Raw genomic sequence first — 14596 nt, 5'->3', positions numbered from 1 at the left:
GCAAGAACAGATGGAACCGCAAGAGAGAGGTCACTATACAACGGACGGGGAAAGGATGTTAGTCGGCGGGAAAGAAAGCGGGGCGTGAACGCCCCGCGATTTGTCATTACAGCATCACGCTGCCCAGCACGAAGCCGAAGCAAACGGCCAGGGCAACACCCAGAGTACCTGGGATAAAGAACGGATGGTTGAAGACGAATTTACCGATACGAGTGGTACCCGTGTCATCCATCTGTACCGCAGCAACCAGCGTCGGGTAGGTCGGCAGAATGAACAGACCAGACACGGCTGCGAAAGAAGCTACAGCGGTCAGTGGAGAAACGTTCAGCGCCAGAGCCATCGGCATCAGTGCTTTTGCAGTTGCAGCCTGAGAGTACAGCAGAGCAGAAGCAAAGAAGAAGATAACAGCCAGCAGCCACGGATGGCCCTGAATAACTTCACCAGCGGTATCTTTGATCCAGTCGATGTTGTTGGAAACGAAAGTATCGCCCAGCCATGCAACACCCAGGATACAAATACAGGCGCTCATACCTGCTTTGAAGGTGCTGGAGTTGAGGATGTTGTCGGTGTCCACTTTACAAAGAACAGTGGTCAGGGTTGCAACGCTCAACATGATAATCAGGATCGCGTTAGTGGTGTTCATCAGCGGTTTTTCAACCAGGCCCATGCTCGGGCTGTTGATAATCGCATAGATAACCACGCCAACTACGCCCAGCAGGAACAGCCAGACGGATGCTTTCGCGCCTTGTTTGATTTCAATCTGTTTCTCACCGCGCAGTTCAACCAGACCTTCTTCCAGACGCTTGCGATAAATCGGATCGTCAGACAGTTTGGAGTTGAAAAGCATGGTTACCAGGAAGGACATCACCAGAACTGCCAGCAGGGTAGACGGGATGACCACAGAGAGCAGATGCAGGTAGCTGATGCCATGACCTTCCATCACGGAAGACATGTAAACCACCGCCGCAGAGATTGGCGATGCGGTGATCGCAATCTGCGCGGATACCACTGCAGTAGACAGCGGACGGCAAGGTTTAACGCCTTGTTCCTTCGCAACTTCAGCGATAACTGGCAGTGTCGCCAGAGAGATGTTGCCGGTACCAGCAAAGATGGTCAGGAAATAGGTTACGATCGGTGCAAGGATCGTGATGTATTTCGGGTTACGGCGCAGCAGCTTTTCTGTCTGGTGAACCAGATAGTCCAGACCGCCAGCAACCTGCATAGCAGAAATAGCAGCGATAACCGCCATGATAATGGAAATGACATCGAATGGGATGTTACCAGGCTTGACGCCGATAGCGGCAAGAACCAGCACCCCCAATCCACCTGCAAAACCAATACCAATTCCCCCTAATCTGGCGCCCAAGAAGATCGCCAGCAAAACGATGATGAGTTCTACAACTAGCATATTAGCCTTCCTTGTTTTTTAACAAGTTGATATCAGGTTGTTGTTTTTAAGTTACTACTCACAAGAAAAAAGGCACGTCGTCTGACGTGCCTCTTTTATTTGTACTACCCTGTACGATTACTGTTCGCTTTCATCAGTATAGCGTTTTGCTTTGTAAGCCGGATGCATCAGGTTCTGTACGGAGAAAATATCGTCTAGTTCTGCTTCAGTCAACAGACCGCGCTCCAGAACGACTTCACGTACGCTCTTGCCAGTTTCGGCACAGATTTTACCCACGATGTCACCGTTGTGGTGGCCGATGAATGGGTTCAGGTAAGTGACGATACCGATAGAGTTGTAAACGTAACCTTCGCACACTTCTTTGTTAGCAGTGATGCCGTTAACGCATTTTTCCAGCAGGTTGTAGCAAGCGTTGGTCAGAATGTGAACGGATTCAAACATGGCCTGGCCAATGACCGGCTCCATAACGTTCAGCTGCAGCTGACCCGCTTCTGCTGCCATGGTAACAGTGATGTCGTTACCGATGACTTTGAAGCAAACTTGGTTAACCACTTCCGGAACAACTGGGTTTACTTTAGCTGGCATGATGGAAGAGCCAGCCTGCAGTTCCGGCAGGTTGATCTCGTTCAGGCCGGCACGTGGGCCAGAAGAGAGCAAGCGCAGGTCGTTACAGATTTTGGACATCTTCACAGCCATGCGTTTCAGCGCGCCATGAACCATAACGTAAGCGCCGCAGTCAGAGGTCGCTTCGATCAGGTCTTCAGCAGGTACGCATGGGAAGCCAGTGACTTCAGCCAGTTTTTTCACTGCCAGCGGAGAGTACTCTTTCGGCGTGTTCAGGCCAGTACCGATTGCAGTTGCGCCGAGGTTAACTTCCAGCAGCAGTTCAGCGGTACGTTCGATGTTTTTCACTTCTTCTTTCAGCAGGATGCTGAAAGCGCGGAATTCCTGACCGAGGGTCATCGGTACTGCGTCCTGCAGCTGGGTACGACCCATTTTCAGGATGTCCTGGAATTCGACAGCTTTACGTTCAAAGCCTTCACGCAGTTGGTTAATAGCATCTACCAGTTTAATCAGAGAAGAGTAAACTGCGATGCGGAAACCGGTCGGGTAGGCGTCGTTAGTGGACTGACATTTGTTAACGTGGTCGTTCGGGTTCAGATACTGATATTCACCTTTCTGGTGACCCATCAGTTCCAGACCGATATTGGCCAGCACTTCGTTGGTGTTCATGTTTACGGAAGTACCTGCGCCGCCCTGGTAGACGTCTACCGGGAACTGATCCATGCATTTTCCGTTGTTCAGGACTTCATCACATGCGGCAATGATTGCATTCGCTACACTTTTAGGAATGGTTTGCAGCTCTTTGTTTGCCATAGCTGCAGCTTTTTTAACCATTACCATACCGCGAACAAATTCAGGAATATCGCTGATTTTGTTGTTGCTGATATAGAAGTTTTCAATCGCTCTCAGAGTGTGAACACCATAGTAGGCATCAGCTGGAACTTCCCTGGTACCCAACAGATCTTCTTCGATACGAATGTTGTTTGACATGTGAACCTTCTTTTTCAAGCTGCCAATGATTTGCTTTAAACACACAGAATATATGTGGTTTCGAATGTTTTTCGACCGACGATTATCCCCTGCATCAGTCGAATACCCGGGATCATATGCTGCTTGAGGATTTCTACCGTAATCTGGATCACTTTAAGTGTTGGTTTTTACCCCTTAATTATTAATTTGTGAAATAGATCACCGCTTTGGGATTACTACCAAAAATAGTTGCGCAAACATCTTGAAATTTTGCTAATGACCACAATATAAGCTGAACGCGATTCGCAACCCATTCAGGCGACCTGATTTAACTGGTTGCTATTACAGGAGAAACCTTTGCGCTGGTTACCTTTTATTGCCGTTTTCCTTTATGTCTATATTGAGATTTCAATCTTTATTCAGGTTGCTCATGTCCTTGGGGTATTGCTGACCCTCGTGCTGGTTATATTCACCTCAATTATTGGTATGTCACTGGTACGTAATCAGGGCTTTAAGAATTTTGTGCTGATGCAACAAAAAATGGCGGCGGGAGAAAACCCAGCGGCGGAAATGATTAAAAGTGTTTCGTTGATCATTGCCGGTTTGCTGCTTTTATTACCGGGCTTTTTCACCGATTTCCTCGGTCTTCTACTTTTATTACCGCCAGTGCAAAAGCACCTGACGGTGAAGCTGATGCCGCATTTGCGCTTTTCCCGTATGCCGGGCGGTGGTTTTAGTGCCGGAACCGGTGGCGGTAATACTTTTGATGGTGAGTATCAGCGTAAGGATGATGACCGCGACCGCCTTGATCATAAAGACGATCGCCAGGATTAATGACGAAACGCCGGATTATGTGGTTATGCCATTTTCCGGCGTTTTTCGTTTTGGCAGAAATAGCCATAACCCCGCCAGCATGATCAGGGCATATAAACTTTTCCAGCCGACCATCGCCAGTAACAGAACACATAACAGCCCGCCAATTACCGCCAGTAGTCGATAACGTCCTTGCAATAATTTACAGCCTGCCAGCATGCATAACAGGTAAATCATAATAAAGATGCCATTGGCATAGATGATAAGTGCGTCCAGATTGATCTCTAACATATGGATCGCCAACGTGCTCACCACGCAACAGCCGAGCACGGCATTAAGGGCATTAGTCGGAATATGGCGAGAAGAGAGGCGTGCCAGGTAGTGGTCAGGATTGTGTTGCGCCTGCGACCAGACTAATCGGGCGAAGCTCTGTATATAAATGTTGAGACTGGCAAAGCAGGCCAGATAGCCAATCACGCAGGCAATCCACAATGCTCCTACACCGAACAGCTGCACCACAATTTTTGGAAGCGATGCTGCCGCCGCCATTTTTTCACCATAGGCGTCGAAGCGTAATACCACCACCGTACAGCTCCAATAGACTAATCCTGCCAGCAACAGACCAATCATCAGAGCGCGGGGAAAATCACGCTCTGGATTTTTAAATTCCGAGGCGAGATGGGCAAATGCCTCCAGACCGACAAAGCACCAGAACATCACCGATAACGCAGCAAACAGCCCGGAAAGTTCGATATTACCAGGCGCAGGGAAGGGGATATTCACAGGTTTGATATCGCCCGCCCACCAGATAGCGACAATCAGCGCGACGATAAGCCCGGCAATAACCGTTTGTAGATTAGCACTGGAACTGGCACCGCGAGTGCCGATGTACCACACCAGCGCCAGCGTACCAAGTTCTGCCAACAACAGTTGCCAACTATGCCAGCCAAACATTGCCTGGCCAAAGCCGGCGGCAATTTGTAGTGCAGCGGGCAGGCCCACGGGAATGACCGATAAAAATAGCCAGCCAGTGACTCGCTCAAGCCGCGAGCCAAACGCTATGCCAACGAAGTGCGCGACGCCGCCCGCACTGGGATAGTGGCGTCCCAGCAGCGCAAAGACGATTGCAATCGGGAACACTAAGATAATCAAAACGGGCCAGGCCCACAGGCTGGTATTGCCCGCTAGCAGGGCTGCTAATGCGGGAACGGCAAACACGCCCGTGCCTAATAATGAGGTTGATAACAGGCCGATCCCCTGGGCCAGTCCCAGTTCTTGTTTGAGTCCACTCATGGGTTAATGTCCAATTGTGCCCAAAATTTGGGCAACTGCGCAGGATTTCGATGGTAGCACAATCAGATTCGCGTATGGCGGCGATGGAGAAATTGCGATGAAATGTGATGTGAATCAGGATTTTTACCCGATTTTGTACTGATCAGAATTTTTTTTCATTTGCCCCCTTGAAGGGGGAGAAGCCCATCCCCATTTCACTGGTCACCAGCCGGGAAACCACGTAAGGTCCGGCGTCACCCATAACAGATACGGACTTTCTCAAAGGAGAGTTATCAATGAATATTCGTCCATTGCATGATCGCGTGATCGTCAAGCGTAAAGAAGTTGAAACTAAATCTGCTGGCGGCATCGTTCTGACCGGCTCTGCAGCGGCTAAATCTACCCGTGGCGAAGTGCTGGCTGTTGGCAATGGCCGTATCCTTGAAAATGGCGAAGTGAAGCCGCTGGATGTGAAAGTTGGCGACATCGTAATTTTCAATGATGGCTACGGTGTGAAGTCTGAGAAGATCGACAATGAAGAAGTGTTGATCATGTCCGAAAGCGACATTCTGGCAATTGTTGAAGCGTAATCCGCGCACGACACTGAACATACGAATTTAAGGAATAAAGATAATGGCAGCTAAAGACGTAAAATTCGGTAACGACGCTCGTGTGAAAATGCTGCGCGGCGTAAACGTACTGGCAGATGCAGTGAAAGTTACCCTCGGTCCGAAAGGCCGTAACGTAGTTCTGGATAAATCTTTCGGTGCACCGACCATCACCAAAGATGGTGTTTCCGTTGCTCGTGAAATCGAACTGGAAGACAAGTTCGAAAACATGGGTGCGCAGATGGTGAAAGAAGTTGCCTCTAAAGCGAACGACACTGCAGGCGACGGTACCACCACCGCAACCGTACTGGCTCAGGCTATCATCACTGAAGGTCTGAAAGCTGTTGCTGCGGGCATGAACCCGATGGACCTGAAACGTGGTATCGACAAAGCCGTTACTGCTGCAGTTGAAGAACTGAAAGCGCTGTCCGTACCGTGCTCCGACTCTAAAGCGATTGCTCAGGTTGGTACTATCTCCGCTAACTCCGACGAAACCGTAGGTAAACTGATCGCTGAAGCGATGGACAAAGTCGGTAAAGAAGGTGTTATCACCGTTGAAGACGGTACTGGTCTGCAGGACGAACTGGACGTGGTTGAAGGTATGCAGTTCGACCGTGGCTACCTGTCTCCTTACTTCATCAACAAGCCGGAAACTGGCGCAGTAGAACTGGAAAGCCCGTTCATCCTGCTGGCTGACAAGAAAATCTCCAACATCCGCGAAATGCTGCCGGTTCTGGAAGCCGTTGCAAAAGCAGGCAAACCGCTGCTGATCATCGCTGAAGATGTTGAAGGCGAAGCGCTGGCAACTCTGGTTGTTAACACCATGCGTGGCATTGTGAAAGTCGCTGCGGTTAAAGCTCCGGGCTTCGGCGATCGCCGTAAAGCTATGCTGCAGGATATCGCAACCCTGACTGGCGGTACCGTAATCTCTGAAGAGATTGGTATGGAGCTGGAAAAAGCAACCCTGGAAGACCTGGGCCAGGCTAAACGTGTTGTGATCAACAAAGACACCACCACCATCATCGATGGCGTGGGTGAAGAAGCTGCGATTCAGGGCCGTGTTGCTCAGATCCGTCAGCAGATTGAAGAAGCAACTTCTGACTACGACCGTGAAAAACTGCAGGAGCGCGTAGCGAAACTGGCAGGCGGCGTTGCAGTTATCAAAGTTGGTGCTGCTACCGAAGTTGAAATGAAAGAGAAAAAAGCACGCGTTGAAGACGCCCTGCACGCGACCCGTGCTGCGGTAGAAGAAGGCGTGGTTGCTGGTGGTGGTGTTGCGCTGATCCGCGTAGCGTCTAAACTGGCTGACCTGCGTGGTCAGAACGAAGAGCAGAACGTGGGTATCAAAGTTGCACTGCGTGCAATGGAAGCTCCGCTGCGTCAGATCGTACTGAACTGCGGTGAAGAACCGTCTGTTGTTGCTAACACCGTTAAAGCTGGCGACGGCAACTACGGCTACAACGCAGCAACCGAAGAATACGGCAACATGATCGACATGGGTATCCTGGATCCAACCAAAGTAACTCGTTCTGCTCTGCAGTACGCAGCTTCTGTGGCTGGCCTGATGATCACCACTGAGTGCATGGTTACCGACCTGCCGAAAAACGATGCAGCTGACTTAGGCGCTGCTGGCGGTATGGGCGGCATGGGTGGCATGGGCGGCATGATGTAATTGCCCTGCACCTCGCAGAAATAAAGAAACCCCCGGGCAGAAATGTCTGGGGGTTTTTCTTTTGGTCATCTTTCTAGTATAAGATTCAGACACGGACGACGCGAGTTGCGTCCAGCTCATTGATTATGGGGAATAACATGCACGTAAAATACTTAGCAGGGATTGTCGGTGCCGCGCTACTGATGGCGGGTTGTAGCTCCAGCAACGAATTGAGCGCTGCCGGACAGAGCGTTCGCATCGTGGACGAGCAACCAGGTGCAGAGTGCCAGCTGATTGGTACTGCTACCGGTAAGCAAAGTAACTGGCTTTCCGGGCAACACGGTGAAGAGGGCGGTTCTATGCGTGGTGCGGCAAACGATCTGCGCAACCAGGCGGCAGCAATGGGCGGTAACGTGATTTATGGTATCAGCAGCCCGTCGCAGGGCATGTTGTCCAGCTTTGTCCCGACTGACAGCCAGATTATCGGTCAGGTATATAAGTGCCCGAACTGATGGGATCCTGAGGCTGGGTGACAAACGTATAATTGCCAGATGCGCTTCGCTTATCAGGCCCACATCAGGCATTGCAACTGATTGAATGCTTGAGAATTTGTAGGCCGGATAAGGCGTTTACGCCGCATCCGGCATGATCGACGATCACGTTATCGGTCATTTCAGGCTGGATGGCTCCAGCCTCGCATTAGCAAAGATGGGATTATTTCGCCTGTGGTGCAGTTTTGCTGATGGATTGAACGCGTAGGTGATGCAGTGCGCGTAGGCATTGATCCTGGGTCAGTGGTTGGGCGTTATTGGCTGCCATAGTCCGAACGTAGACCTGACACGGCACACCCGCGAGTTTTTTCAGTCGAGGACTGAAATCAAGCATCCGGCGAGTGATAGCCTCCACTTCTTTACCCGCTGTTGCTTCACGCGTTTTTACTACTGCTCCGCTAAATTGCTCTTTGCCACCTTCATCTTTAAAGCGATAAAGTACGGCCAGATAATGACTAAACAGATTATGTTTCCATTCTGGTTGGGAATAGGTGTCGTATTCCAGATTGCCATTGTCCTGGCAGTCGACGTCATATAACGGCAGGAAATCTAATAGCGACGTAATACGTAATGCCAGTTCACGCATTTCTGCATTATTAATTGCATGAATGATTGCTCGCGCCAGCATTTCAATCTGCAACTCATTGACCACTAATTCGCATTTGCTGCCATCATGTAGCGTTAATGCGAAATTAAGATTTTCGCCCTGATTATCGGTAAGTTCCAGTGCGTTAACCCGGCGATTAATATCGGCATTTTTAAGCTCATCAACCAGAATTTCCGGGATATTTTCTGCCATTTTCTTAATGACTTTATCGCGAGCTTGCTCATACAGAAGGCGTGCATCAGCATCCAGTTTATGCTTTTGATGCAGACGACTTTCCAGCGCTATCAAAAGGTCGCGCAGTTCCATCACAGACATGAAGAACAACGATTCTTTATTGCGAGGCTCTTTAATTTTCAGCGCCAGTGCAATGAAATTATTACTCTTGCGAATAACACCGGTATTAACACCCTTGATGCTTATGGCCATGTAGGTTCTCCCTAACCATTTCTCAATTAAATAATTAATTTTAATTTATAAGCCAGATAAATGGGCTTGGTAGTAATAGTTGTTAAAATAACATAAATAGCCGTGCTCACTCTATATAAACAGAAAAGAAAGGTTAATTATTGGTGTTGGCTATATAAAGAGTAAAAATAGCAATGTATATGAATAATTAAAGGTTATGCAACGGGCAAAGATTAAACTTCCCTGTAAAATGACAGGTCGCTGTACTGCGTTTGTTGCTCTTGCCGGATGCGGCGTAAACGCCTTATCCGGCCTATAGTTCATTGAAAATTCATTCAATTTCAATGCACGATGTAGGCCTGATAAGCGTAGCGCATCAGGCAATTTTAATGTTTAACTTCCCTGTTTAATCAGTTACTGCTGGCGTAGCTGGAGATCCAGCGGCGTTTTGCTGGGTTCGCCACCAATCTCGCGCGCCAGTTTTGGCACCAGATATCCCGATACTAACGTCAGCAACTCACGCATAATCTGCCGCGCTTCATCATCGCTCACCATGAAATGCGCCGCGCCCTGCACTTTATCGAGCACATGCAGGTAATAGGGCATCACACCGGCGTCAAACAGTGCATTACTCAGATTTGCCAGCGTTTGCGCGTTATCGTTCACGCCACGTAACAGAACGCTTTGGTTAAGCAGGGTGACGCCGACACGGCGCAATTTAGCCATCGCCTGACGAAACGTTTCATCTACCTCATTGGCATGGTTGATGTGATTCACCAGCAAGATTTGCAGCGTAGAACGGGCAAAGCGTTCAACCAGCGCCTCGGTGATGCGTGCCGGGATCACAATCGGCAGACGGCTGTGAATCCGCAGACGTTTGATATGTGGGATGGCTTCCAGTTGCGTTAATAACCAGTCCAGTTCGTGATCTTTCGCCATCAGCGGATCGCCGCCGGAGAAAATAATCTCGTCCAGTTCCGGATGCGCAGCAACATACTCAAGTGCCGTCTTCCAGTTTCGCTTGTTGCCCTGATTTTCGGCATACGGGAAGTGGCGACGGAAGCAATAGCGGCAATTTACCGCGCAGCCGCCTTTGACCAGCAATAGCGCCCTGTTGTGGTATTTATGCAACAAACCAGGCACTACGCTGTGCTGTTCTTCCAACGGGTCGGTGGAGAATCCGGGCGCGACGACAAACTCATCTTGCGAGGTAAGTACCTGACGCAAAAGTGGATCGTTTGGATTGCCTTTCTCCATGCGATCGATAAATGAGCGGGGCACGCGCAGGGCAAACAGCTTTTTGGCGCTGCGTCCGGCCAACAGTTTTTCGTCCGCGTCTATATTCAAAAGACGCAGAAGTTCATCAGGATCGGTCACAACATCGGCAAGTTGCGCTAACCAATCTTCTCTGGATGGGGTATTTAGGGTTACAATATGCGCCATTTTGTGGCTTAGCTACCAATTAATAAATTTCAGAGGGCCTTATGGCAACGTACTATAGCAACGATTTTCGTGCTGGTCTTAAAATCATGTTAGATGGCGAACCTTACGCGGTTGAAGCCAGTGAATTCGTGAAACCGGGTAAAGGTCAGGCATTCGCTCGCGTTAAACTGCGCCGTCTGCTGACTGGCACTCGCGTAGAAAAAACCTTCAAATCTACCGATTCCGCTGAAGGCGCTGATGTTGTCGATATGAACCTGACTTACCTGTACAACGACGGTGAGTTCTGGCACTTCATGAACAACGAAACTTTCGAGCAGCTGTCTGCTGATGCAAAAGCAATTGGCGACAATGCTAAATGGCTGCTGGATCAGGCAGAGTGCATCGTAACTCTGTGGAATGGTCAGCCGATCTCCGTTACTCCGCCGAACTTCGTTGAACTGGAAATCGTTGATACCGATCCGGGTCTGAAAGGTGATACCGCAGGTACTGGCGGCAAACCGGCTACCCTGTCTACTGGCGCTGTGGTTAAAGTTCCGCTGTTCGTACAGATCGGCGAAGTCATCAAAGTGGATACCCGCTCTGGTGAATACGTCTCTCGCGTGAAGTAATGCGGTTGTGGTGCGGCCTGTGGGCTGCACCATCACTTTCTCAGGTCAGAGATGATGAAACGCCTTATCCTTCTTGTTTTGCTTGCCAGTGCGCTGCTCACGGGCTGTAACACCGCTCGCGGTTTTGGTGAAGACATTAAACATCTCGGTAATTCCATCTCCCGCGCAGCCAGCTAATTTTTCTTCTCTTCCTAAAAATCATCAGATTTCCGTCATTTTCGGTGGTGTTGTCTATTATTAATTTGCTATAGGCAAACACAAATAACATTACCTAAAAGGAAGACGTTATGGTGAAGAAGACAATTGCAGCGATCTTTTCTGTTCTGGTGCTTTCAACAGTATTGACTGCCTGCAACACCACGCGTGGCGTTGGTGAAGATATCTCCGACGGCGGTAACGCGATTTCTGGCGCAGCAACGAAAGCGCAGCAATAAGCAATAACGGTACGGCAGTTTTGTCGTGCCGTTGATACTGATGACAAAGGCAAAATTGCCTGATGCGCTACGCTTATCAGACCTACATAGCCCATACAATATATTGAATTTGCACAATTTTGTAGGCTGGGTAAGGCATTAACGCCGCATCTGGCATAAACAACTGACACTTTGTCAACAATCTGTAACGGTACGACAAGTTTGTCGTACCGTTTATTTTTTCAGCGATAGTCACTAAGGTAATAGTTGAAATTCCCCTGCCACCTGGCAAAATATCCGTTCAACCATCAGCTTTGCAGGACGACCTGCAAACGCTTCTTTTCACCGGGGACGGCCCCATTTCTCCGGAGTTTTATATGTCCTGGATTATTTTATTTATTGCTGGTTTGCTGGAAGTCGTCTGGGCTGTTGGCCTGAAATATACCCACGGCTTTAGTCGTTTGACGCCAAGTGTTATTACCGTGACGGCGATGATTGTCAGTATGGCGCTGCTCGCCTGGGCGATGAAGTCATTGCCTGTAGGGACGGCTTATGCTGTCTGGACGGGGATTGGCGCAGTCGGCGCGGCTATCACCGGCATTGTGCTGCTCGGCGAGTCCGCTAACCCGATGCGCCTGGCGAGTCTGGCGTTAATTGTGGTGGGAATTATTGGTCTGAAACTCAGCACTCACTAACTACCGGGCTGCTGTACCCAAATAAACTTACTAACATCAAACCCTTCCCGGGTTGCGACTGCCAGCATCTCCTGTTTAACTTCGTCAGAAATGGTTGGCGTGCGAGAGAGTATCCACAGGTAGTCGCGGTCCGGGCCGCAAACCAGCGCGTGGCGGTACTCCCGGTCGAGCGCGATGACATTATAACCGCCGTAGAATGGCCCAAAGAACGACACCTTCAGGGCTGCGCGACGCGGATCTCCAGTAAAGTAGGCTTTTCCTTCACTCTGCTGCCACATCTCTCTGTCAGGGTTATAGCCTTTATTAATGACATTCAGGCCGCCGTCATCACGCAGGCTGTATGTTGCGGTGACTTTTTCCAGTCCACGTTCAAAGCGGTGATCAAAACGGGCAATCTCATACCAGGTGCCCAGATAGCGTTTGGTATCGAAATTATTTACCACGGTCACGCCACGCGGTGGTGTGGGAGAACTACAGGCAACCACCAGAAATGCAGCCGTCGCTGCGGCAACGAGAGGGAGCAGGCGCATAAATGTTTCCTTACTGGTTTTTTCTAAGTGTAGATGACAGCAAGGAAATGCGAAGAAAAGGTCCGAAAATTCGGACCCGATGAAATTTTACTGCAGAGCGTTGAGAATCTGCCAGGCGGCGGTAACTCTCGCTGGATTGGGATAATTTTTGTTAGCCAGCATCACAATACCCAGCTCTTTTTCTGGGATAAACGCGACATAGCTACCAAATCCACCGGTCGCACCTGTTTTATGCACCCATGATGACCGCACAGCAGGAGCAGGGGGCGTAATCGCTTTTACTGGGCTTGTCGCCAGCGCAATTTTACTGTCGCTGCCATTGATGATGCTGTCAGGATTTACCGGCCAGTCCAGCATTTCCCAGCCCAGGCCCTGATACATATCGCCGGTTTGCCAGTAGCGAGATTGCGCCAGTTGTATCCCTTGCTGAAGTGTTTTGTCGTTGATATCACGGGGATTCATATTGCTTCGTACCCAGCGGGCCATATCTTCAATCGTCGATTTTACACCGTAAGCCTCAGCATCCAGCGCCCCTGACGAAACATGCACTGCCTTGCCTTCGCGATATCCCCAGGCGTAATTCTTTTCTTCCGCTGATGGCACATTAATCCACGTATGGGTGAGTTTGAGTGGCTGGAAAACACGAGTTTGCATCGCCTGTTCAAAGCTCAAACCGGATGGCTTCACAGCCAGTGCGCCGAACAAACCGATACTGGAGTTTGCATACAGACGTTGTGTTCCTGGCGCCCATTCAGGCTGCCAGTTTTGATAGAAGCGCAGCAAGTCGCTTGAGGATTTCACCTCATCCGGCACCTGTAACGGCAGGCCGCCAGCGGTGTAGGTTGCGAGATGTAATAGTGTGATCCCATTCCACTGTTTAGCGGTAAGTTCAGGCCAGTATTTTGTGACGGGATCGTTTAGATTGATTTCCCCTCGAGCAATAGCATCGCCACCAAGCACGCCCGTAAATGTTTTACTGACCGAGCCTAACTCAAACAACGTTTGCTGCGTGACGGGCCGCTTTTTTGCCACATCCGCGTAGCCCCAGGTAAAGTAATAAGGCTTACCCTGATAAATCACTGCAACGGCCATGCCGGGGATGTTTTGGTGCTCAACCAGTGGGGTAATTGTGTGATGCACAATATCGTTGATTTGTTGTTCGCTGTGGGGTGCGGCAAGAGTGGAGCAAGAGACGGTAATCAGTAAGGCGCAAAGCGTCGTTTTGAGCATAAGGTCTGGTTTCCATACAAAACGGCCCGCCATAGGCGGGCCGGATTTACATTGGCGATACGTTAGATTGTAACGATACCAATCAGTGTGACAACTGTCAGGATAGCAGCCAGACCGTAGAAAACCCATTTACCCGCAGGCACGTGAATTTTCAGATCGTGCATCGCGTGGTGCATACGGTGTAAACCACACCACAGCGGCAGGACGATCATCAGGAACAGGAATACGCGACCAATGAAGCTTTGCGCGAACGCCAGAACGCGTTCGTAGCTCAGTGCGTCACCCGGGAACAGACCCAGCGGCAACAGAATGCCAACCAGCAGGATCACTACCGGCGCAATGATCGCACTCCACATACCACCGGCCCCGAAGAGGCCCCAGAATACCGGTTCGTCAGAACGCTTTGGATTTGGATTAATCATCTCAGGCTCCTTACCAGTACAGGGCAACAAACAGGATTACGATGGTGGCAACCACGGTTACCGCCCAGAGACTTTTGATAATTGGCTCTGGTCCCATTTTTTCGTCTTTTACAATGATATTGGTCGCTTTCGGTGCCAGTTCAAACCAGGTTTTGGTGTGCAGCAGGGCTGCCGCCAGAGTAATCAGGTTAATGATCACGATAACCGGGTTTTGTAAAAAGTCGACGAATCCCGCCCAGGTTTCCGGGCCATTTTTCAGGGCAAACAGCCCGAAAATCAGTTCAATGCTGAACCACACAGCCGGAACCGCTGTGCCTTCGCGCAGCATGTAAAAGCGATAAAACGGCAATTTTTTCCACCAGGTGGACGTCATTGGCCGTACATACGGTTTACGTTTAGTCGTCATG

General features: G+C 49.8%; 17 protein-coding genes. 8 read left to right on the top strand and 9 right to left on the bottom strand.

Annotated features, from left to right (window positions below):
- Positions 1-106: 106 nt before the first annotated feature.
- Together dcuA and aspA are read right to left on the bottom strand one after the other, a co-directional pair.
- Positions 107-1408 (bottom strand): anaerobic C4-dicarboxylate transporter DcuA, encoded by a 1302-nt coding sequence (gene dcuA, locus FEK43_RS06145; RefSeq protein ID WP_130205947.1) that lies wholly within the window; start codon positions 1406-1408, stop codon positions 107-109.
- A 117-nt stretch (positions 1409-1525) separates the two neighbouring features.
- On the bottom strand, positions 1526-2962 hold the full coding sequence (gene aspA / locus FEK43_RS06140; RefSeq protein WP_130205949.1) for an aspartate ammonia-lyase: 1437 nt from the start codon (positions 2960-2962) through the stop codon (positions 1526-1528).
- Positions 2963-3298: 336 nt separating this feature from the next.
- Here aspA and FEK43_RS06135 point away from each other — a divergent pair, with 336 nt between their 5' ends.
- Positions 3299-3775 (top strand): FxsA family protein, encoded by a 477-nt coding sequence (locus FEK43_RS06135; RefSeq protein ID WP_130258490.1) that lies wholly within the window; start codon positions 3299-3301, stop codon positions 3773-3775.
- Positions 3776-3790: 15 nt separating this feature from the next.
- Here the strand turns inward: FEK43_RS06135 and yjeH are convergent, their stop codons facing one another.
- Entirely contained in the window at positions 3791-5047 is a 1257-nt protein-coding gene (yjeH, locus tag FEK43_RS06130; RefSeq protein WP_138158461.1) for an L-methionine/branched-chain amino acid transporter, read from the bottom strand.
- A 275-nt stretch (positions 5048-5322) separates the two neighbouring features.
- Here yjeH and FEK43_RS06125 point away from each other — a divergent pair, with 275 nt between their 5' ends.
- The 3 genes from FEK43_RS06125 to FEK43_RS06115 all read left to right on the top strand — a co-directional run bounded on the left by FEK43_RS06125 (position 5323) and on the right by FEK43_RS06115 (position 7797).
- Entirely contained in the window at positions 5323-5616 is a 294-nt protein-coding gene (locus FEK43_RS06125; RefSeq protein WP_001026276.1) for a co-chaperone GroES, read from the top strand.
- Between the two features lie 43 nt (positions 5617-5659).
- Positions 5660-7306: a chaperonin GroEL gene (groL, locus tag FEK43_RS06120; RefSeq protein WP_000729132.1), complete on the top strand. Its 1647-nt coding sequence runs from the start codon at positions 5660-5662 to the stop codon at positions 7304-7306.
- A 137-nt stretch (positions 7307-7443) separates the two neighbouring features.
- Positions 7444-7797, top strand: a complete 354-nt coding sequence (locus tag FEK43_RS06115) for a DUF4156 domain-containing protein (protein ID WP_000558209.1) — start codon at positions 7444-7446, stop codon at positions 7795-7797.
- A 202-nt stretch (positions 7798-7999) separates the two neighbouring features.
- On the opposite strand, the gene FEK43_RS06110 is transcribed toward FEK43_RS06115, so the two are convergent.
- Both FEK43_RS06110 and epmB read right to left on the bottom strand, forming a co-directional pair.
- Positions 8000-8869, bottom strand: coding sequence for a YjeJ family protein (locus FEK43_RS06110; protein WP_130205955.1), 870 nt, complete (start codon positions 8867-8869; stop codon positions 8000-8002).
- A 393-nt stretch (positions 8870-9262) separates the two neighbouring features.
- The gene (gene epmB / locus FEK43_RS06105; RefSeq protein WP_130205957.1) at positions 9263-10291 is read right to left on the bottom strand and encodes an EF-P beta-lysylation protein EpmB; all 1029 of its coding nucleotides are present in this window, start codon (positions 10289-10291) and stop codon (positions 9263-9265) included.
- A 41-nt stretch (positions 10292-10332) separates the two neighbouring features.
- On the opposite strand from epmB, the gene efp reads away from it, so the two are divergent.
- The 4 genes from efp (at position 10333) to sugE (ending at position 12007) form a co-directional block, all read left to right on the top strand.
- The gene (gene efp, locus FEK43_RS06100) at positions 10333-10899 is read left to right on the top strand and encodes an elongation factor P (RefSeq protein ID WP_000257278.1); all 567 of its coding nucleotides are present in this window, start codon (positions 10333-10335) and stop codon (positions 10897-10899) included.
- A 51-nt stretch (positions 10900-10950) separates the two neighbouring features.
- A complete protein-coding gene (gene ecnA / locus FEK43_RS06095) occupies positions 10951-11076 on the top strand; it encodes a lipoprotein antitoxin entericidin A (protein ID WP_064525758.1) in 126 nt (41 codons plus the stop codon).
- A 110-nt stretch (positions 11077-11186) separates the two neighbouring features.
- Positions 11187-11333 (top strand): lipoprotein toxin entericidin B, encoded by a 147-nt coding sequence (ecnB, locus tag FEK43_RS06090; protein WP_000239596.1) that lies wholly within the window; start codon positions 11187-11189, stop codon positions 11331-11333.
- 356 nt (positions 11334-11689) lie between these two features.
- Positions 11690-12007 (top strand): quaternary ammonium compound efflux SMR transporter SugE, encoded by a 318-nt coding sequence (gene sugE / locus FEK43_RS06085; protein ID WP_130205961.1) that lies wholly within the window; start codon positions 11690-11692, stop codon positions 12005-12007.
- Here sugE and blc read toward each other — a convergent pair.
- From blc to frdC, 4 genes are all read right to left on the bottom strand, one after another.
- Positions 12004-12537 (bottom strand): lipocalin Blc, encoded by a 534-nt coding sequence (gene blc, locus FEK43_RS06080; protein ID WP_130205963.1) that lies wholly within the window; start codon positions 12535-12537, stop codon positions 12004-12006. The two genes, sugE and blc, sit on opposite strands and share 4 nt — an antisense overlap.
- Before the next feature lie 87 nt (positions 12538-12624).
- Positions 12625-13767 (bottom strand): BlaEC family class C beta-lactamase, encoded by a 1143-nt coding sequence (locus FEK43_RS06075; protein ID WP_135408708.1) that lies wholly within the window; start codon positions 13765-13767, stop codon positions 12625-12627.
- 62 nt (positions 13768-13829) lie between these two features.
- A complete protein-coding gene (frdD, locus tag FEK43_RS06070; protein ID WP_130205967.1) occupies positions 13830-14189 on the bottom strand; it encodes a fumarate reductase subunit FrdD in 360 nt (119 codons plus the stop codon).
- Positions 14190-14199: 10 nt separating this feature from the next.
- Positions 14200-14595, bottom strand: coding sequence for a fumarate reductase subunit FrdC (gene frdC / locus FEK43_RS06065; protein ID WP_135408710.1), 396 nt, complete (start codon positions 14593-14595; stop codon positions 14200-14202).
- Position 14596 lies beyond the last annotated feature (1 nt).

Source organism: Escherichia sp. E2562, assembly GCF_005781075.1.
Lineage (GTDB): Bacteria > Pseudomonadota > Gammaproteobacteria > Enterobacterales > Enterobacteriaceae > Escherichia.
The sequence above is the reverse complement of the archived record's forward strand: the minus strand, read 5'-3'. Positions and strand labels throughout refer to the sequence as shown.